This window comes from Streptomyces sp. A0958 (genome assembly GCF_004795035.1).
In the GTDB taxonomy this organism is placed as follows: domain Bacteria; phylum Actinomycetota; class Actinomycetes; order Streptomycetales; family Streptomycetaceae; genus Streptomyces.
Genome location: NZ_SSBK01000017.1, coordinates 1 through 18,920 on the forward strand (window position 1 = coordinate 1; position 18,920 = coordinate 18,920).

Consider the following 18,920-nt stretch of genomic DNA (forward strand, 5'->3'; position numbering starts at 1 on the left):
TCGGCCGCCGCCCCAGACCACCCGAGATACCTCAGATGGCCTGGATCAACGACCCGGCCAAACGGAGAGACCCCGCACCACAAACCTCATAGCGTCACGACCGTCTCACTGGACTTGAAATCTTCCGGACCGGGGTCCTCACAACGATCGGCTCGTGGTCTCGGGAAGACTCATCAGAGTGAAAACCTGGCACTGGCGGCCCATCCACGTCCAAGCACGGTACGGATGACCAGGGATGACAACAGGTGACGAGGGGTCAGCTATCCCAGCACCATCCCAGCACGGGAAAAAACTAAGGGCCCGACCCCGAAGAGTCGGACCCTGTCTGACTTGCATGTTTGCCAGATCAGCGACGTGGTGTTATGTCACCCGCTACACGTTGAAGCGGAATGTCTGAGGTCTGATCCTGACCTGCGGCGGAGCCCCGCCCAGGGCTCTGACCTGGGATTTCCCGGTTGGCAGGCGTTGGCTCCCGACGGCCGTTTACGGGTGTCCTGCGGACTGGCTGCGGACTGGCCGGAGGCTCCGAGGCTGCGAGATCCCTGGCACGCCGGCGGGGCCTGCGAGGAGACTGCGCAGGTGAGTGACTCCTACCCCTGTCCCTGCTGCGGGCACCGCGTGCTGGACGCGATGCCCGGCTCTTACGAGATATGCCCCGCCTGCTTCTGGGAGGACGACGGGGTCCAGTTCCGCTGGCCGACCATGGCCTCTCACGGACCTGCGAGCGGCTCGGCAAGTCCATCCAGCTTCGCCCGCAACCGGCGGATCTCCACCTCAGCCGTCATCAAGCCCAGTGCGATGCTGTCCGCCTGGTCCCGAGTCAGTGAGCGGCCTCCCGGCTTCGCCTGCACTGCCAGAGACTCGGCAAGCTCCTGACATCTCCCGACGTCGTGGACAAGCACCCCCACCTGCTCTTTCAGGTTCACTGCCAAATTGGGCGCCGGGTCGGTGGCGGGGGCACTTTCGAGACTCGGTGGCTGGACCTCATCTGGCGCCGGATGGGTCGGCGCGATTTCGGGCGACCGAACAGGACCGCTCCTTGTTTCAGGTGCCGGCCGCTCCTCGCCGGGCACCGCCATCGCACCGTTGCCGACCACTGGGCGAGCGGACTGCGCGGTTGGCCGCGGCGCAGCGGAGTTGACCCGTGGTTTCGGCACCCCCCGCCCACGAACTCCCGCCTCTTTGGGGAACTCTCGGTTGAACCACGCCCGGTTCATCGGTTCCAGCAGGGGTTCGCCAGTTGCCGAGACCTTCCGCGGACGACGGTCCCCCTCGTCCATCGCAGCTGCCAGCTCCCGCAGGGCACCCACCGCCTTGCGGCGGTTGTTCCGCATGGCCATCAGGTTGTTCTTGACTGTCCGCCGGACGCGGTCCGCCTTGGTTCCGTCGTCGTCAGTCTTCTGCCCGGTCAGCGATCCCCGGTCCGCGTCGATGATGTCGAAGGCTGCGAGCCAATGTGCCGCCCGGAAGGAGATGAGTTCCTCGAATGCCTCGTCATCAGTGTCCGCCTGGGCAAGCAGCTCCGGCAACCGCCGGTCCGAAGGATTGAGACCGTCTCGGACATCGCCCAGCTGGAAAACCTCCGCGATCCGCGGGTTCCACGGGCTTGGAAAGCTCTCCGAGGTCATGGCCGACCAGACCCGCGCCCTCCGGTTGGCCTCCGGAGCACTGAGTTGGGACGGCGGCGCCTCGCTGAGTGCCCGTCGGATCAACAACCGCTTGCGCCGCTCCACTGGAAAGAGCTCCCGAAGAAGCATCATCGAACGGATATCCCGCCGCTCCGACACCGTCGCATCCGCAGGCAGTCCTGGCAGTCCCGCAATAGGCACGCCTCCTGACAGAACTTCCGCGACCCTTTCGTCAAGCACTCCCTCAGCCACGTACATTCCGAGCACGCTGCGACCGAGTGCCCGGCCTCGGTCGTTCGGGGTGAACTCCAGCGGCATATGAACGTGGTCACGCCGATTGCTCATCTGTGCGATGCGGTAGAGCCTGCGCGGTGCCGAGGTGCCCACGACCAGGTGGGACTCCACTACCGCGAGCCTGGCGGCCTGCACGGCACGGGAGTCGTCGTCAGGATCGGCAGGGCTCATGGCCACGGAGTGCGATGCGTATTCCTCGTTCAATAGGTCGGAAAGGCGCGTGAGCCAGTCGTTCGGATCAAAGACGACGTCTTCCCCGCTCCCTCCGACCTTCTTGACCGGGACACCGGCGACGACATCGGCGGACGAGAGCCGGAAAATCTCGTGGCGCCGCTGCGTCCGGTTGTTGCCCCGGACCGCCATCCACTGCCAGTGCTCGGCCGGATGCAGCGGACGTCCGTCCCGAGCCTGTAGCGGTGCTTCCTTGATGAGGATGTGCTGCGCGACGTAGAGGCCCGGTTCCAGTTGCCCGTTAAGGATCAGGTCTTGCCTGAGATCATAGGCACGGTGGCCTTCCCGTTCGCGCAGCGCCGACGCAGCCTTCTCCAGATTCGCAACCAGTGACTCGCGGTTCTCGACCACGCTCGCCACGGCCGCAAACTCCTGAGTCGAGCCGTCAGCAACCTGCTGGACGTAGGGACGCACTGCGGACAGCGAGCTCTCATCCTCCCGCGCCGGTGCCGGATTGGCAGGCGAGTGCCACAGCGAGCTGATCCGCTCGTTGTGTTCCCAGACACTTCCCCCAGCGCCGTGCATCCGCACCACTGCGATCAGCATGTCCCCTGCATCGGTATGGAGCCGCCGCAGAACATCTGGCCGCCACATCTGCATCCCGACCTGCTCGGTCAGCATGGACTCCGGATCGATCACGAAGGGGGCGAAATTGCACAGCGCCTCACGCGGAACGTTCACCCCTGGGGTGTTCAGACCCGCTTCCACCCATTTGCGCTGCATTTCCAAAGAGGCAGGGCGCAGAAATGGCCCCGCCTGAGCATTCTCAACCACTATTTCTTCCCATTAAATCGCCGGACTTACCGAGACCACTGCCGGAGAGATCGAGCGCACCCTTGAGACCTTCCCTTTCCCAAGCCAACCCATCAGGCGAGTCCATTGAACCCATGCTTACGCGCCACGTTGGAAATACGAAGTTGATGCCATAAAATGAACGAAAATGACTGATTGTCATTGAATATTGATCGCACAATACAAGAATCTGTCCATCTTCAATGACATATGTGGACTTGGATGCGTAACCATGCACTCTTGCGCTAGAACTTAGAAATCCCAACGCGACTTCACGCGCCAAGCAGGTCGACCTGACAAGGAACTCCGCCGTGACACCCCCGCCGCAGCCGATCAGCCCAGCCGCCTACGGAGCCCTGGCCGGCGCGCTCAAATCGATCTTCTGGTATAAGCGTGACCTCGAACGATTCATCCGCTTGTGGGCTACGAACCACCCTTCGCTGCTGGCCCACATGGACTTCAGCAGCTACAAATGGGCCACCGCAGATGAGTTCGTGGACCGGTTGATGGAAAATGAACGCCAATACCGCGACCTTTCATTTCGGATGATGGCGGAGATTTCTCAACTGACAAGTTTCCCTGCATTGAAACGGCACGAGAACACCGAAGCATTGATCGCCGAAGCAAGGGAATCCGTCGACCATCTCAGAGGGCTGGTGGACCGCCAGCGCGTTGCCCACGAGCAACAGTCGCAGTTCGATGATGAGCTTCTCACGTACCGCGCCGTGGTGGAGGCCCAGCATGGCTTTGAAGCTAAGCTTGCCGCCCTTAGAGAACGCTTCCTCGAACTGGAGCGCATGGATAATCGCCAGCAGGCAGGCAGGCTCTTCGAGCCATTCCTAAATGACGTATTCAGGCTGTTTGACATGGAACCACGCCTGGCATACAGCCTGGAGTACGAGCAAATCGATGGCTCGCTCACCTTCGACACGGACGACTACATCGTTGAAGCCAAGTGGTGGCAGGAGGCGATCCAGCCTCACCACCTCTACAGCTTCAATGAAAAGGTGAGGCGGAAGGGGAAAAATTCGCTTGGAATCTTTATCAGCGTAAATGGATTCACTAGCGGGGCCCGAGAAGCTTACAGGGAGAGTACGCCGTTCCTGACGATGGAGGGGCTCGACTTCTTCTATGTTCTCGACGGTCGCCTCACGCTCGACGAACTTTTGCGACGCAAGAAGCGTCACGCAAATGAGACCGGAAGCTGCTACTTTCCAGCCACGATGTTCCCAGGTGAATAGCCGAAACAGCCCGTCGCCGTCAAGCCGGAGTCGACGGAAGGCACTGCACCCTAATGCCACCCGTCAAGTGACACCTGGGAACTGCCGTGTAGGTACTGGTGGAGAGCACTGGCAGTTGTGTCGACAAAGGCGTCCGGGATGGCGTTGGCATCGACCCAGCAAACCTGGGAGTGCTTGCGGGGTTCGCGGTTTTCGGGTTCGCCGGTCCATTCGTGGGCGGCGAAGACGACCGTGAGGAAGCCGTTGGGGGCTTCGACGCCCCAGGCTCCGTGGATGATGTGGGCGACCTTGAGGGACTCGGGCTTCACCGTGAGGCCCGTCTCCTCGTAGAGCTCGCGGACCGCGGTCTCGGTGATGGGCTCGCCCGGTTCGCTTTTGCCGACCGGCAGGTCCCACTTGCCCTGGGCGAACTTGGCGTTCTCGCTGCGCTGGAGAAGGACCACGCGGTTGGTGGCCTTGTCGTGGACGATGACGGCCGCGACCAGCAGGGTCATCGATTCGAGCGCCGGCTTGAGGGCCTTGGGCTGGTCGTCGGTCTGCTGGGTCACGGTGTTCCCTTCGTCGGGCGAGTTGTTGGGCATGTTAGGCGAGGGCCTCGCGGGCTCGGCGGGCGAGATCTGCGGCTCCGGGGACGCGGCGGCGCTGGTAGACCGCGAGAGTGGAGCGGATCGAGGTGATCGCCTTGCGGGTCCGGTCGGAGGTCATGCCCTCCATGAAGACCAGGGCCTGGGTCCAGGCGGCGACGGCTTCGTCGGCGCGAGCCTGGGCGGCGAGGCTGTCGCCGAGGTCGGCGTGGGTGAGGGCGTGGACGCGTTTGTACTTCTCCGGGTCCCAGCGGGTGAGCGCGTCACGGTGCTGCTGTTCCGTTCCGATGTGGTCGGCGAGGTCGGTCAGCGTGCGGGCCGTGTGGCTGGCCACGGTGCCGGCGGCGGGGCCGCTGACGCGGGAGAAGCGGGGCTGGGGACCGTCCTCGCGCAGGAGGGCGTCTTCGGCGGCGAGCAGAGCACGAGCGGCCAATGGGGTCTCGCCGACGGCTGCGTAGGCGCGGGCGTGCGTGATGTGGAGGAGCGCTTCGGTCTGGCCGTCCACATGGCCGAGGCCGCGGGCGAGCGCGCCTTTGACGAGGTCCACGCAGTGGTGGGGTTGCTTGAGGCTGAGGGACTGGTGGGCGAGGGCGCGCATCATCCAGGCAGCATGGCCGTGGGGGTCGGCTTCGCAGGCGAGCTGGTAGCCGACCTGGTAGTAGCGCTGGGCAGCGCCCTCGTGGCCGAGGTCGTGGTGCTTCCACCCTGCGAGGTATGCAAGTTCGGCGACGGCTCCGAAGGCGGCCTGGCGTAAGGGCTCCGAGGAGAAACGTCCACGGAGCATAGGTGCGGCTGTGTCGGCGAGGTACGCAGTGACCGTGGTCAGGCCGTGGCCGCCGCCAAGCCTTTCGTCGGCGGCACTGAAGGCCGCCGTGATCTGCCGTACGACGTCGATGTCGTCGCTGCCGACGAGGGAGCTGGCGGTGCGGGCACGGAGCATCCGCGCGGTGGCCTCGTGGTCGTGCAGGAGCGGCATGGCCACGCCAGCCGTAGTGAAGGCCGCGATGGCGAGGAAGCTGCGGCGTTCGACATCCGCGCGGCCGAGGTCTGTGACCGCGGTGACGGGGTCGGTTTCCGGTGGCGGCTCAGCGTCGGGCGAGTGAAGACCGAGCTCGGTTCGGGTGACGACGCGTCCCAGCCGCCGGGAGAGAGCTTCGGCGAGGTACTGGCCTGCCCGGCCGGACGGCGTGCGGGCACCGCCCACCCAGTGGGAGATGGCCGACTTGTTGGTCTGGAGCAGTTCTCCGTTCTCGGCCGCGATACGGCGTACGTCCTTGGCGAGCGCGTCGTACGTGCACCCGGCGACGTTGATCGTGTCGCGCAGGCGGGAGTTGGCGCTGGTCGGTGCCGGCACAATCGCCTCCACTCCGATTCCGTAAACCGTGTATACCGCTTGGCCTCGCTCACACCGTACCCACTCTGCGTAGCGGACGGTTCACTTATCGACAGCCGCCCCACTCACGGCATCACGGGCCGGGCGGCCCCCAAGTTCCGTACGCCCCAACGGGCTCGGGCATTCCTGTGCCCCGGCCCGGACGATCAGAGACGGAGACACGGTGACCACCATCGACACCGCGACCATCACGGTCGAGCTGCCCGACACCTTCGACCCGCGCTGGAACCGCCTGCCCGGCATCCACGTGGACGGCCGGAGCATCACCATCGACCCGGCCGAGTACTTCTTCCGCTTCGAGTCGAACACCTGGCTCGTCGCCGACTGGGAGCTGGTCAAGTCCCAGCTCCTGGGCGTGGACGAGTCGACCGAGAGCGCGGTCGAGCAGCTCGCGCTCGACTTCATCAAGCAGCACAGCGAGTCCACGTCCGATGCGGCCCGCGTCCTGGCCACCGCGTACGAGGTGTACGCGTACCTCTTCCGCGAGGAGCACCTGGCCGGCCTCGGCCTGCCGCAGATCACCGCCGACCACCTGAGGATGCTCCGCGAGGCGGCCACGCTCATGGCGCTCAACAAGGTCGAGTTGGACGGCCACATCTCCAACGTCGGCCCGTGCTGGTTCTTCCCCGCCGCCACGTCCGTCGTCTTCGACCTGGACGACGAGACGGGCGGAATGCTGGACGAGGTCTACCACGGCGGCTGGTTCAACGAGCACCGCCGGATCGAGTCCATCAAGGCCCACGCCGCGCTCGGCGGCCGGCTCGTGCACGGCTGCCAGTCCGTGCCGGACCAGTCCGGCGGCGTCGTCGCACCCTACGGTGCCTCGATGGCCAACTTCCGTGACGACCTGTCCGAGTTCAAGGCCGGCTGGATCGAGCAGGTCTACGCCCACCGCGTGACCGCAGCCGAGTAACCCTCCCCCCAGTACGGCTCCGGGGCGGGCCAGCTCGCGCGCGCCCGCCCCGGAAGCCACCATCCCCCTCGGAGACCCCCATGGACCAGAGCGTGTCCGCCACTCTGCTGGACGACCTGTGCACCCTCGTCGGCAAGCCCCTCCCCCACCGTGCCGAGATTCGTGTCTGGGGCATGTCCGGCGTCGAGCGCGTCACCTTCCCCGACGACACCACCGCTGTTTTCAAGTACGCCAAGGAGCCCTTCGACCGCGAGGCCCAGGCCCTGCGGCTGGCCCACCAGCGTGGGCTCCCGGTCCCTGCTCTCCACGCCACCGCCATGCAGGACAAGTGGCTCGGGATGCTCATGGACGACCTTGGCACCCCCGTACGGAACGCAGACGACCTCGACGGTGTCGCCGCCGCCGTCATGCTCCATGCCGCCCGCCCTGCGGGCGGTCTGCCCCTCCTCGACGGGGCGGGCCTCGCAGCCCTGCCCGGCCGAGCTCTCGATCACCTCCAGCGGCTGCGGAAAGCCGACCGATGGACGGACTGCGACGACATCGAGGCCGCGCTGGGGAAGATCTCCGCCGCAGCTGAGACCCGTGTCCAGGGTGCGACGCTCGACCCGTTCGGCTGGGTCCACTCCGAGTTCCACCCCACGAGCGTCCACATCGGGGAGAACGGCTGGCACCTCCTCGACTTCGCCCGCGCCTTCACCGGACCCGGCCTGATCGACCTCGCCTCGTACCACGGCACCACCGACGTGCCGAGCCCCTTCCGCATGCGGGTGTTCCTGGAGCAGTACGTCACCGCGGGCGGTCACGAGGACGCCCTCGCCATGCGGGGCGGACTGGCCGCCGAGGCGTGGGCCCTGGGCTGGCACCGCATGTGGGCCGTGGAGTGGTTCATGGAGCAGGCCATCCGCTGGATCGACGACCCGGCCAAGGACCCCGCGTACATCCCCGTCGTCCGCCGCCACCTGAACGACGTGGTCCAACTCCTGGAGGTCTAGGTGCTCGCCCAGGTCTCCCCCTGGTACGCCCACGCAGCCCAGCGCACAGCCGCCGCCCCCGCACACGCCCTCACCGCACCGGCCCGTATGGAATGGAGCACCCACGCCGGCCTCGGTCCCGGCGCCGAGATCCTGGGCCGGGACCTCTGCGGCAAACGCGTCCTGGAGCTGGGCTGCGGCCCCGGCCACAACGTGGCCCACCTCGCGAAGCACCACCAGGCCCACGTCACCGGCGTGGACCTGATCGGCCTCCAAGTGCGCCGCGCCCGCTCCCACTACGGCCACATCGACGGCGCCACGTTCGCCGCCGGCCACGCACTGCACCACCTGCAGGCCACCGGCCAGACCTTCGACGCGATCTACTCCATCTTCGGCGCCGTCGGCCTCGTCGCCCCCGAACTCCTCCTCGCCGCCATTTCCCGACGCCTGAATCCGGGCGGTGTGCTGGCCTTCTCCGTCCCTCACCCGGCACGGGCCGGAAGACATCCATCCACGGACGACCGTCCGCGCGAGGACTACGTCACCGTGCCCGACCGCACCCGACTGCCCCTCGTTCGATGGGAGTTCGACGCCCGACGCTGGGGAGCCCACCTCTCCCGGACCGGCCTGGGCGTCACCTCGGCGGTGGAGCTGCGGCACCCGCGCCGCGACCCGTGGCCCACCACCCTCCTGATCACCGCCCGCAAACGCTGACCGACGGAGGCACCGATGACCCCTCCCTACCTGCTTCTCGACATCGACGGCGTCCTCATACCGTTCCCGGCCGCCGACGGCAGCACCCCGCCCACCCACGTCCGTCACACCGTCCTGCCTACCGGCCGGCACCCCGACGACCCCGTGCCCATCTGGCTCGACCCGAGTCAGGGCGGCATTCTCGCCGACCTTCTGACCAGCTGGCTAGTCACTCCCGTGTGGTGCACAAGCTGGCGCAAGGACGCCGCCACGATCATCGGCCCCCTCCTGGGGCTGCCCGACTTCCCTTACCTCGACCTGCCTCATCCTCAGATCACCACCAGTCACCCCGACGGCTACCTCTGGAAACGAGACCACGTCGACGTCTGGCTGGCAGACGCCCCCGCCATCTGGATCGACGACGACTTCACCGGCCTCGACCATGAATGGGCAGCAGAGCGCACCGCCAAGGGGACGCCGACCCTCCTCGTTCAGCCAGACCCACACCTCGGGCTGCAGCCCGAGCATCTGACCGAGGTGGCGAAGTGGGTCGCGCAGTTACCCACAGCCCACGCCGTCTGACGACTGATGCCCTCGCTACCGCGAGCGGCGAGGGCATGAGGATGCGCTGTGGGGTCTGACTCCTTGGTGCCTGTGGAGTCGGGACCCACCTCAGGTGGTGCCGGCTGCCCTGCCGGACCTACGGATCGGCTGTCCGAGGAGCTTCTCTACCTCCGCGGATGCGGCGTCGAGGAATTCCTGACCGAACAGACAGAGGGACTCTTCCCAGGGGTGCCCAAAACTGCCTATACGGAAGTCTTCCGACAGGTAGATGTAGTAGTCCCCATCGGGGTACGGGCTCAAAGGCCAGGCCGGCTGCCCAGGGCCACCGACGCCCTGCGGCGCGAAGCGATACGACGTGTGCTGCCAGTCGAGCGCGAGCAGCGTTCCGCTCGGGTCGATGCAGGACTTCAGCCCCTGCTCGACCACCTCGACCAGGCGGTCCAACCGCTCGTATTCAGGATCGTCGTCAAGCGCGGCAAGGCTCCAGGAAACCGAGGCGACGGGCTCCTTGATAGCTGGCCACTTGAGGGAACTCGTACTCGGCTGGAACTTGAACTCGTCGTAGAAGCGGTCCCAAACGCGTCGGTACTCGGCCTCAAGCAGCTCGACCACGGGACTCTCCGTCATGGCCCGATCCTATCGAGTCGCCCGTGATGTTCCCTCGGGGAACATGTCGCACCAGGGGCAGTGCCGGCCTTCGCCTGCCGTTCCCTTCGTCGGGAATCTGGGCTGGGAGGGACCAGGGTCAGCGGTACCGCCTGCGCTCCTCGGGCCTCGTAGCCACTGGTGTGGCCGGAGGGCGCAGCGTGGCCGACATAGATGACGTTCCGCTGGTGGTGCTCCGGCTGCGAGCCGCTTGCGTCCGCCGGTTCGGCTGAGCGGTGATGCGCCAGTTGAGGACCTCGGCTGGGCGCTCGGCGCTGTCGAGCTCTCGCTGGGAGCCCACCTCGATCAGGAGACGTCGGGGGTTGTGGCCAGCGGTTTCGGCTTGGGCGAGGGTTGTGGTCAAGGCGATCCAAGTGGGGTCGGTGAGGATCCGGTCGGCGTGGTTGGGGAGGGCCGCGCGAACGTCCTGTTCGAAGCGGCGGGCGGTTGCGGCTCGTGGTGCGCCAAGTCCGCCAGGACAGGGGTGACGGCTTGCTGGTAGCCGGCCTGGAGGTGGCGGAGGGCTTCGTCGGCTGCTGCGGCTTGCTGTTGGTGGCCTCGTTGCTCGTGCCACTTGGCGGCGGCGCGGGCCAGGTGCACGGTGGCGAAGAGCAGTGCGATGGCGAGTCCGCCCGGCTCGTTGGAGGCGTAGGCGAGTTCCTTGGCGGCTTGGCGCAGGGCGGTAGCGGCCTGGTGATCCGCGCGGGTGGCGGATCGGCGGGCGCGGTTGAACGTCGAGGCTGCTACGCGTAGCTCTGCTTGGTGCGGGCCGAGTGTGGCGCTGGCGATGTTGTAGAGGGCGTCGCCGAAGGCGGCGAGGTGGGCCTGTGCGGCGGCATCGTCGTCGGAGTCGAGGACGGTGTGCGCCGTTTGTACCGCGGAGATGGTGTGCTGCCACGGTTCGGTGGGATCTGCCGCGAACCGGGGACGGTCGGCTGCCTCCTGGTCGGGGAGGCGTTCGCGGAGGCGGTTGAGGGAGAGGTCGGGGGCGAGCTTGGAACCCCCGTACCAGACGGGTTCGCCGGCCGCGTTGGTGTCGCCGGGGGCTGCGAGGCTGTAGCCGATCACGTCGCCTGTCTCGGGACCGAGGCGTGTCTTGACCTTGACGCCGAGGGACTGCAGCACGGTGAAGTAGTCGGCCTCAGTGTGTACGGCGGCGGCGACCGCGTACGCCCGCTCGCGCAGCCAGTGCCGTGCCGTCACCGACTGGCCCTGGCGCTCGGCCTTCGCGCGTTCGGCGCCGGTGGGGGTGCGAGGCGCGGTGAGGTCGCCGGACTTCAGGCGGCGCAGGCCGAACTCGGTTTCGATCCTGCGGCACTCGGCCTGCGCGCGGCGTCCGTCCTGGTGGGTGCGGGGACGGCGTCCGTCGGCGCGGACGGTGGTGGCCATGATGTGGATGTGGTCGTCCGCGTGGCGGACCGCGATCCATCGGCAGGCCCCCTCCTCGCCGTCGGGGGCGATGCCCGTGGCGTGCACGACGCGGCGGGCGACCTCGGCCCACTCGGTGTCGGTGAGGTAGCGGTCACCGGGCGCGGTGCGAACCGGGCAGTGCCAGACGTGCTGAGCGGGCTTCTTGCCGCCGAGCTCGCGGGTGCGGAGGTCGACGTGGTGGTCGAGTCGCCTGGCGAGCTGGGAGTAGGTAGCGGCCGGGTCGCGGCCGGGATCGGGAGCGCCGCCCATGTCCCAGGCGGCGACGATGTGGGGGTTGGTGTGCTCGTCGCGGCGGCCGGGGCCGAAGAGGTAGGCGATCAGTCCGCGGCTGTCGGAACCGGTGGAGACGTCAGGAACCATAAGTCGTGCCGTCCGTCAGGAGCTGGTCGATGAGGTGGAAGCTGTTCTGTGCTGCTTGCTCGACGCGGTCCAGAACCGCCTCGGCACGCTCGGGCACGGTTCCTCGATTGATGGCTGCGGTGATCTGGTTGAGGTTGCCGCCGATGCGGTTCAGCGCGACCGTGTGCGCCTCGACGGCCTCGATCAGCGGGCGCAGAGGATCGTCCTCCGGACTGCCGACCAGGTCGGCCTTGCCTTGCGCAACGGCCAGGGCCGCATCTCCGACGAATCCGGCGAACCTCTGACCGCGCTGGTGAGCAGCGGCGCTGATCACTTGGACCGCGGTGCGCGTGAAGCGGATGGTCTTCTCCTGGTCCCGCTTCTCCACGGTGCGCTTGCGGTTCATCTGCGCGGGCAGGACGGGGGCGTCGAGATCACGCCAGGAGGGCTGCTCGACGAGCGGTGGGACATCGGCCGGCGGATTGCGGGGACCTACGGAGTCGGCTGCGGGCTGGCAGGAGCCCTTGTCCACCCCCTCCTCCGGCTCGGGCGCCCCCTGGCGCTCGGCCTTGTCCTCCGCCACCCCTGGGGCGGGGGCAAGCGCGGACGAAGCCTCGTTAGAGGCTCGTTCGCTCCAGCTTGCTGCTGGTCGTCGGGTGAGCCTGAACAGCTTCCTGCGGCGGCGGGAGGTGGGGTCGTCGGCGTTCGATTCGGGCATGGTGGTGCTCCGTCAGTCGTGTGGGGTGGCCCGTCGTCGCATCCGTCGCATCCGTCGCGTGGCTGGTCAGCACAGGTACGGAGAGGGCCGCAGGTACGGATCGATCCGTAACGGCGAGGAGATCCGTCCCCGCGCTGACCTGCGCGGGGACGGATGCGACGGATTGATGCGGACCTGGTGTCAGCGAGTGGGCCTGGGCCCTGCGGGCTTTCCCGGCGGGCCGGTGGGCAGCGCCCCGGACGGAGGGGCGGGCGGCCTGCCCTGGGCCGGACGTGCCGGGACCTCGGCGGTGGGTGCCGACGGGGCGGGGTCGGGGCAGTAGCGAGCCCATGCGTCCACGAACTGGTTGCGGGCGTACGCCTTGGCCTGCTGGCCTTTCTCGAACCGGTAGTTGGCCGGGCTGATGCCGAAGTCGCGCAGCAGATTCGCCAGGTGGTAGGCGTTCAACCCCTTCGTGCCGTACTCCGCCCACGGGGCCTCGGCGTCCTGGATCAGCACGGCCAGCAGGTCCTGGCTGCGCAGTGCCTCCCTGCCGCCCTCCTGGTCGAAGACACGGCGGATGTCACGCAGCAGCCGTGTCTTCAGCGTCGTCTGCTCGTCCTGGACCACCTCGTTGCGCGTCATCGCCAGACAGGCGGCACGTGCCCGCGCGGGCCAGTGCCCGCCGGCGAGGTCGGCGACGATGACGAGCGGCTCCCATGTGTCGGCGGCGCGGTCCTCGACGGGCATCTTCGGCACCGCGCCCGCGACGGTGCCGCGCTGCGGGACCAGCCAGTCGGCCAGCCGGTCGCGAAGCGCGTGCAGTTCCGGTACGGAGTACCGCGATCGGAACGGGGTGATCCGCTCGCCCGGCTTGCGCTTCTGCATGCGGATGACGATTGCCCGGTCCATGATCGTGTCCGGCAGGTCACCGATACCGGCCAGCGCCGCCATCGCGAAGGTGGGGAATGCGGTCGGCTTGTGCTCCGGCCCGGAGATCCGCCAGGCGGGCCGGTTGCGCTGGTGCCCGGCGTTCAGCAGGCCGCGCAGGTCCTCTTTGTCGCCCGCTTTGGGGCCGAAGATGGTGTCGGCCTCGTCCACCAGCAGCGTCGGCGGGTTCTTGCCGATGACGCGGAAGACGACGGCGGGGGAGGTGTTGACCGTCATCATCGGCTGGTGGACGGTCTCGTCGAGAACGTCCAGGAGACGGGACTTGCCGCACCCCTTGGTCGGTCCGACGACCGCCAGCCGTGGTGCGTGCTGGAGGCCAGGCTGGATGTGGGAGGCCGCGACCCAGAGGGTGACGGCGGTCAGGGGCCTCGTCGCTGGGCAGCACCACGTACCGCCTGATCGCCGTGCGGAGGTCGTCCAGCAGCGCGCTGCCTTCGCCTGCCGCCTCGCCGCCGTCTTGGGTTTCTGATCCGCCTGCAGCAGGATCGACTGCGCTGTCCGACGCGGTTGTCGGGGCGCTGACCTGAGCAGGTCGCGAACCGGGAGTGCTCCGATTCGGAGCATCGGAGGTCGCGCCTCCCGTGCCGGCACGTGGTTCCGTCCGCTCTTCGCGGTTCCGAGGCAGACCCTGGCCCGGGATCGCGATCGGTGGCCAGGCAACACCGGATGCCTTCGAGGGGGCGGGGGACGTAGGGTCCTCCATAGACGTTCCTCTCGGGTGAGGGACGAGACGAACAAGGTCTCGCCCCTCACGGGTTCGTTCGTTCAGGGATGGGCGACGTGCAGGGGAATCTCCGGCCCTCGGCGTTGGCGCGCCGGGGGCCGTTGCTGTGTCTGGGCCTGTCGGTGGCTCATGAGGCCAGGCCCCAGTCCTCTCCACCGTCGATCAGCGCGCGCTCGTAGCGCAGCAGTTCGGCCTCGGGGTAGAGAACCCGCTTGCCGATCTTGATGCCGCGCGGTCCCTTCTCCAGATGGCGCCAGTAGCGGACGGTGCTCTCGGCAGTGCGGTAGCGCTCAGCGACCTCGGAGGTGGTCAGGTATCGCATGTGTTCCCATTCGGCTAGTTATCGATTCGATCTGCATAATCAGTACCTCATGATCGGCGGTTAGCCAAACCGGGAAGGCCATGTTTCAATTCGGATAGCGGTGGTCGCGATGGAGGTTCGATGGCAGGCGAGAAGGCAGAGGGCGGCGAAGTGCCGCTGCTCTACAGCGAAGGCAACGTGGCGGGCCGCGTTGCCTTGGAGCGCGAGGTCAGAGGGTGGAGCACGACTGAGCTGGCCGAGCGGGTGACCAGAGCCGGCGTGAAGATGAACCAGACGGCCGTGTGGCGCATCGAGAACGGCTCTCCCCGCCGGCGCATCAACCTCGACGAGGCCCTCGCCTTCTCCCGCGTCTTCGAGCTCCCCCTCGAAGAACTCATGTCACCGCCCCTGGAAGGGCTCGACATCGATAGCCGACGGCTCGTCCAGGAAGCCGTCGAAGCGTTCTACGAAACCCGCGACGCCCGCGACCGCCTGCACCGCGCCGTGGTCGCCGTGGCGGACCACATCAAGGCACACCCCGACAGCTCACGCGCGATCAACGAGCAGTGCCTCCGCCTCATGGGCGACGAGCGGGACGCTCGCACCCTCACCAGCGACATCGAGGACGGCGGCCACTACTGACAACCAGCACAAAGGAGAAGCCACTTGGCGAACATCCAGAAGCGCCCCAACGGCAAATGGCGTGCCCGCTACCGCGACCTCGACGGCAAGGAACACGCCCGCCACTTCGACCGCAAGAGCGACGCCCAGCGCTGGCTCGACGAGGTCACAACCAGCGTGGTCACCGGGCAGTACGTCGACCCGCGCTCGGCGAAGAAACCCTTCAAGGAGTACGCGGAGGAGTGGCGGGCCAGCCAGCCGCACAGGCCGTCGACGGCCAAGGCCGTAGCCCAGCACCTGCGTTGCTACGCCTACCCCGTCTGGGAGAAGCGGGCACTCGGCGCGATCAAGCCCGGTGACGTGCAGAGCTGGATCACCAGCCTGACGACCACCCACAAGCTGGCTGCGAGCACTTCCCGCACCGTCTTCAACACGGTCAACGCCGTCTTCCGGGCAGCGGTCCGCGACCGCATGATTCCGCACAACCCCTGCACCGACGCGAAGCTGCCCTCAGTTCCGAGGAAGAAGGTCGTACCCCTGGCCGTCGAACAGGTGCGGACGCTGGCCGAGGAGATACCCGGCCGCTACAAGGGCCTGGTCCTGCTGGGCGCGTGCACCGGGCTCCGCCCCGGCGAGCTCTTCGGCCTCCAACTCCGGCACGTAGACCTACTGCACGCGACCGTCTCGGTCGAGCAGCAGATCCAGCAGACCGCCAAGCACGGCGTGTACGTCTGCCCGCCCAAGACCGCTCGCTCGCACCGCACGGTCCCGCTCCCCCGCATGGCGGTGGATGCGATGAAGGCCCACCTGCGGGACTTCCCCGCCGATGGGCCCGAGAGCTGGATCTTCACTGCACCACAAGGCGGGCCCGTGGTCTACACGCACTTCATGGACGGGTCCTGGCGGCCCGCCTGTGCGAAGGCCGGCATACCGAAGGGCACCGGACCCCACGCCCTCCGGCACCACTACGCCAGCCTGCTGATCAAGCACGGCGAGTCCGTGAAGACGGTCTCCGAGCGTCTCGGCCACACCAACGCGGCCATGACACTGAACATCTACACCCACCTGTGGCCCGACTCCGAGGAGCGGACCCGGGCCGCCGTCGACAAGGCGTACGCCGACCAGTCCGCCGATGCCCAGCCACAGGTCGACGAAGCGGCGTAACCGCTCCCCCGCGTGCCGGATTCGTCCAGCACGCTGCGGACTCCGTGCGGACCGCAAAAGCCGCCCAACCCGCTCCGTCGCAGGTCAGACGGCCTTTCGCCGGACGTATTAGACGTTGAAGCGGAACTCCACCACGTCCCCGTCCTGCATCACGTAGTCCTTGCCCTCCATGCGGGCCTTGCCCTTGGCGCGGGCCTCGGCCACCGAGCCGGTTTCGACCAGGTCTTCGAAGGAGATGATCTCGGCCTTGATGAAGCCCTTCTGGAAGTCGGTGTGGATGACACCGGCCGCCTCGGGGGCCGTGGCGCCCTTCTTGATGGTCCAGGCGCGGGTTTCCTTCGGGCCGGCCGTGAGGTACGTCTGGAGGCCCAGGGTGTCGAAGCCGACGCGGCCGAGGGTGGCGAGGCCGGGTTCTTCCTGGCCCATGGACTGGAGCAGTTCCAGGGCCTCGTCGTCGTCCAGCTCGATCAGCTCGGACTCGATCTTGGCGTTCAGGAAGATGGCCTCGGCGGGGGCGACCAGGGCGCGCTGTTCGTTCTTGAAGTCCTCGTCGACCAGCTCGTCCTCGTCGACGTTGAACACGTAGATGAACGGCTTGGTGGTGAGGAGGTGCAGCTCGTGGAGGAGGCGGCCCTTCTCCGTGGAGGCCGTGATGCCGGCGTGGAAGAGGGTGTCGCCCGCTTCGAGGATCTTCTGGGCCTCCTCGGCCGCGGCCAGGACCGCGACCTTCTCCTTCTGGAGGCGGGACTCCTTCTGGAGGCGCGGGACGGCCTTCTCGACGGACTGGAGGTCGGCGAGGATCAGCTCGGTGTTGATCGTCTCGATGTCGTCCTTCGGCGAGACCTTGCCGTCGACGTGGACGACGTTCTCGTCCTTGAAAGCGCGGATGACCTGGCAGATCGCGTCCGACTCGCGGATGTTCGCGAGGAACTTGTTGCCCAGGCCCTCGCCCTCGCTCGCGCCGCGCACGATTCCGGCGATGTCCACGAAGTCGACCGTCGCCGGCAGCACCTTCTGGGAGCCGAAGATCTTCGCCAGGATGTCCAGGCGGCGGTCCGGGACGCCGACCACGCCGACGTTCGGCTCGATCGTGGCGAACGGGTAGTTGGCCGCCAGCACGTCGTTCTTGGTCAGGGCGTTGAAGAGGGTCGACTTGCCGACATTCGGCAGTCCGACGATTCCGATACTAGTACTCATGACACAAACGTCCGCTCAGGATCAAGAAGGGTGGGGTCGGCCGCGACTCCAGACACGCTCACCGGCTCCTCGTTCGCACGGCAGCCCAAGCGCGCCATCGTCCACGTGCGCGTATCACGGTACAGGGACAAGGACGAGAAGATCTCCCTCGAACTCCAGATCGATGCGTCCAGCGCGCTGACGGACGCGCTGACGGGTGCGCTGACGGACGGTCCCGAGACGTGCGGACCTCGTTCCCGGTGCGTGTCCGATCAGAACCAGTGCAGGCAGTGCGGGGAGCGATCGGTTCCGAAGAGCGCGTCCGCGAGGACGGCAGCGCCCGGGTGGTGGGCCCGGATGTGTCCGGCGCGCACGAGCGTGCTCGGGCGGGTACCGCCGAGGTAGACCGAGCCCAGGTCGCGCACGTCCAGGGACAGGTCGGGGTCTCGGTCCGTGGGGACGCAGTCGGCCTTGCCGTCGCGGACGGTCAGCAGGTAGCGGCCGTGCTCGCCCAGGAACGGATCATCGACGTCCAGGACGAGTTCACCGTCCGTGAACCATCCGCGCGCGGTCAGGGCCCGTGGGACGTCGAGAAGGCGCACCCAGAGCCAGTCGGTGTGACCGCCGACCTCGCCGGCCCGGAGGTCGGCGAGTTGCCAGCGCAGCGGGTGCTCGGGCGGGACATGCCGGAACACGACCTGGGAGACCAGGTCGTGTCCGAGTACGAACCGGGCCAGGGCCGTGAAGACCGCGTCGTCGGCGGCGATGGTCTCGTCGACGGTCAGGGTGCTCTGCTCGCCGACGGAGCCGAGGGAGTAGCTGGCGTACCCGTCCGCAGCGCCGTCGGCGTCCCGGTGGACGGCGACGTAGCGCGGTGCCGGGGAGATCGGCGGATGCCCCGCGCCCAGGGTCCACCAGCGGTGCGGCCGGGACAGTGCGCCGGGCTGGGCGCGGCGGTACCGGTCGTAGACCGCTTCGAGGATCTCGCCGCACTCGGCGCGCCGCAGTATCTCGACCGAACCGCTGTCGGAGCCGGTCGCCGGGGCGTCGGCCGTCGCAAGCGCCCGGGGAGCGGCGAGGGCTGCTTTGTGGCGCGGCACCGTCAACCGCGCGGTGGAGGTCGCGGGTCCGTAACCGAACCTCCCGTAGATCGGGGCCTCCGAAGCCAGCAGCACGGAGAGGAACTCACCCCGGGCCCGCACCTCGGTGAGCTGGTGCCGCATCATCGCGCTGAGCACGCCACGTCGCCGGTGCGAGGGCAGGACGCCGACGGCGGTCACTCCGGCGACCGGGACGGGTATCCGACCGGGCAGGGTGAGTTCGAAGGAGTACGCGGCGGCGGTGCCCACGGGCCTTCCCTCCGGCGCCACGGCGAGCAGGCCGCGGTCCATTTCCAGCGCCGACCACCAGCGCCCGCCGTCCGCGATCGGGGTTTCGGGGAAGTGCCCGAATGCCGCGTGGACCGTGTCGACGAAGACGTCCAGGTCCTTGTCGGTCGTGGGACGAATCTCCATCGCTGCCGCTTCCTCCTCGGCTTGGCGACACCCCGGGTCATGGGTCGCGGGTG

Annotated in this window: 16 protein-coding genes and 3 pseudogenes; 8 read left to right on the forward strand and 11 right to left on the reverse strand. The window is 67.7% G+C overall.

Annotation, left to right across the window (positions count from 1 at the left end):
• Window positions 1-579: 579 nt before the first annotated feature.
• Window positions 580-705 (forward strand): annotated as a pseudogene (locus E6P78_RS18165) (CPCC family cysteine-rich protein); the annotation flags it as partial.
• Window positions 706-710: 5 nt separating this feature from the next.
• On the opposite strand, the gene E6P78_RS18170 reads toward E6P78_RS18165, so the two are convergent.
• Together E6P78_RS18170 and E6P78_RS32805 are read right to left on the reverse strand one after the other, a co-directional pair.
• Window positions 711-2,927 (reverse strand): hypothetical protein, encoded by a 2,217-nt coding sequence (locus E6P78_RS18170; protein WP_240799260.1) that lies wholly within the window; start codon window positions 2,925-2,927, stop codon window positions 711-713.
• Entirely contained in the window at window positions 2,920-3,228 is a 309-nt protein-coding gene (locus E6P78_RS32805) for a hypothetical protein (RefSeq protein WP_168712642.1), read from the reverse strand. The genes E6P78_RS18170 and E6P78_RS32805 overlap by 8 nt, the downstream gene beginning before the upstream one ends.
• A 28-nt stretch (window positions 3,229-3,256) precedes the next feature.
• On the opposite strand from E6P78_RS32805, the gene E6P78_RS18175 reads away from it, so the two are divergent.
• The gene (locus E6P78_RS18175; protein ID WP_136204653.1) at window positions 3,257-4,186 is read left to right on the forward strand and encodes a restriction endonuclease; all 930 of its coding nucleotides are present in this window, start codon (window positions 3,257-3,259) and stop codon (window positions 4,184-4,186) included.
• 50 nt (window positions 4,187-4,236) lie between these two features.
• Here the strand turns inward: E6P78_RS18175 and E6P78_RS18180 are convergent, their stop codons facing one another.
• Both E6P78_RS18180 and E6P78_RS18185 read right to left on the reverse strand, forming a co-directional pair.
• Window positions 4,237-4,767, reverse strand: a complete 531-nt coding sequence (locus E6P78_RS18180; protein ID WP_136204654.1) for an NUDIX domain-containing protein — start codon at window positions 4,765-4,767, stop codon at window positions 4,237-4,239.
• 1 nt (window position 4,768) lies between these two features.
• Window positions 4,769-6,124 carry a tetratricopeptide repeat protein gene (locus tag E6P78_RS18185; RefSeq protein ID WP_136204655.1) on the reverse strand — a complete coding sequence of 452 codons (1,356 nt, stop codon included), beginning with the start codon at window positions 6,122-6,124 and terminating at the stop codon, window positions 4,769-4,771.
• A gap of 202 nt (window positions 6,125-6,326) precedes the next feature.
• On the opposite strand from E6P78_RS18185, the gene E6P78_RS18190 reads away from it, so the two are divergent.
• The 4 genes from E6P78_RS18190 (at window position 6,327) to E6P78_RS18205 (ending at window position 9,322) form a co-directional block, all read left to right on the forward strand.
• On the forward strand, window positions 6,327-7,076 hold the full coding sequence (locus E6P78_RS18190) for a hypothetical protein (RefSeq protein ID WP_136204656.1): 750 nt from the start codon (window positions 6,327-6,329) through the stop codon (window positions 7,074-7,076).
• 80 nt (window positions 7,077-7,156) lie between these two features.
• Window positions 7,157-8,068: a phosphotransferase gene (locus E6P78_RS18195; protein ID WP_136204657.1), complete on the forward strand. Its 912-nt coding sequence runs from the start codon at window positions 7,157-7,159 to the stop codon at window positions 8,066-8,068.
• A complete protein-coding gene (locus E6P78_RS18200) occupies window positions 8,069-8,761 on the forward strand; it encodes a class I SAM-dependent methyltransferase (protein WP_136204658.1) in 693 nt (230 codons plus the stop codon).
• A gap of 15 nt (window positions 8,762-8,776) precedes the next feature.
• Window positions 8,777-9,322 carry an HAD domain-containing protein gene (locus E6P78_RS18205; protein WP_136204659.1) on the forward strand — a complete coding sequence of 182 codons (546 nt, stop codon included), beginning with the start codon at window positions 8,777-8,779 and terminating at the stop codon, window positions 9,320-9,322.
• Window positions 9,323-9,412: 90 nt separating this feature from the next.
• On the opposite strand, the gene E6P78_RS18210 is transcribed toward E6P78_RS18205, so the two are convergent.
• The 5 genes and pseudogenes from E6P78_RS18210 to E6P78_RS18230 all read right to left on the reverse strand — a co-directional run bounded on the left by E6P78_RS18210 (window position 9,413) and on the right by E6P78_RS18230 (window position 14,413).
• Complete coding sequence (locus E6P78_RS18210; protein WP_018550276.1) at window positions 9,413-9,931, reverse strand: DUF2716 domain-containing protein; 519 nt, start codon at window positions 9,929-9,931, stop codon at window positions 9,413-9,415.
• A gap of 118 nt (window positions 9,932-10,049) precedes the next feature.
• Window positions 10,050-11,740 (reverse strand): annotated as a pseudogene (locus E6P78_RS18215) (mobilization protein).
• Complete coding sequence (locus E6P78_RS18220; protein WP_136204763.1) at window positions 11,730-12,302, reverse strand: MobC family plasmid mobilization relaxosome protein; 573 nt, start codon at window positions 12,300-12,302, stop codon at window positions 11,730-11,732. The pseudogene E6P78_RS18215 and the gene E6P78_RS18220 overlap by 11 nt, the downstream one beginning before the upstream one ends.
• Before the next feature lie 315 nt (window positions 12,303-12,617).
• Window positions 12,618-14,070 (reverse strand): annotated as a pseudogene (locus tag E6P78_RS18225) (DUF3631 domain-containing protein).
• Window positions 14,071-14,218: 148 nt separating this feature from the next.
• Entirely contained in the window at window positions 14,219-14,413 is a 195-nt protein-coding gene (locus tag E6P78_RS18230) for a helix-turn-helix domain-containing protein (RefSeq protein ID WP_136204660.1), read from the reverse strand.
• A gap of 120 nt (window positions 14,414-14,533) precedes the next feature.
• Here E6P78_RS18230 and E6P78_RS18235 point away from each other — a divergent pair, with 120 nt between their 5' ends.
• Together E6P78_RS18235 and E6P78_RS18240 are read left to right on the forward strand one after the other, a co-directional pair.
• Entirely contained in the window at window positions 14,534-15,034 is a 501-nt protein-coding gene (locus tag E6P78_RS18235; RefSeq protein ID WP_136204661.1) for a helix-turn-helix transcriptional regulator, read from the forward strand.
• A 24-nt stretch (window positions 15,035-15,058) separates the two neighbouring features.
• Complete coding sequence (locus tag E6P78_RS18240) at window positions 15,059-16,177, forward strand: site-specific integrase (protein WP_136204662.1); 1,119 nt, start codon at window positions 15,059-15,061, stop codon at window positions 16,175-16,177.
• A gap of 108 nt (window positions 16,178-16,285) precedes the next feature.
• On the opposite strand, the gene ychF is transcribed toward E6P78_RS18240, so the two are convergent.
• Both ychF and E6P78_RS18250 read right to left on the reverse strand, forming a co-directional pair.
• A complete protein-coding gene (gene ychF / locus E6P78_RS18245; protein WP_136204663.1) occupies window positions 16,286-17,374 on the reverse strand; it encodes a redox-regulated ATPase YchF in 1,089 nt (362 codons plus the stop codon).
• Window positions 17,375-17,625: 251 nt separating this feature from the next.
• On the reverse strand, window positions 17,626-18,867 hold the full coding sequence (locus E6P78_RS18250) for a GNAT family N-acetyltransferase (protein WP_136204664.1): 1,242 nt from the start codon (window positions 18,865-18,867) through the stop codon (window positions 17,626-17,628).
• Window positions 18,868-18,920 lie beyond the last annotated feature (53 nt).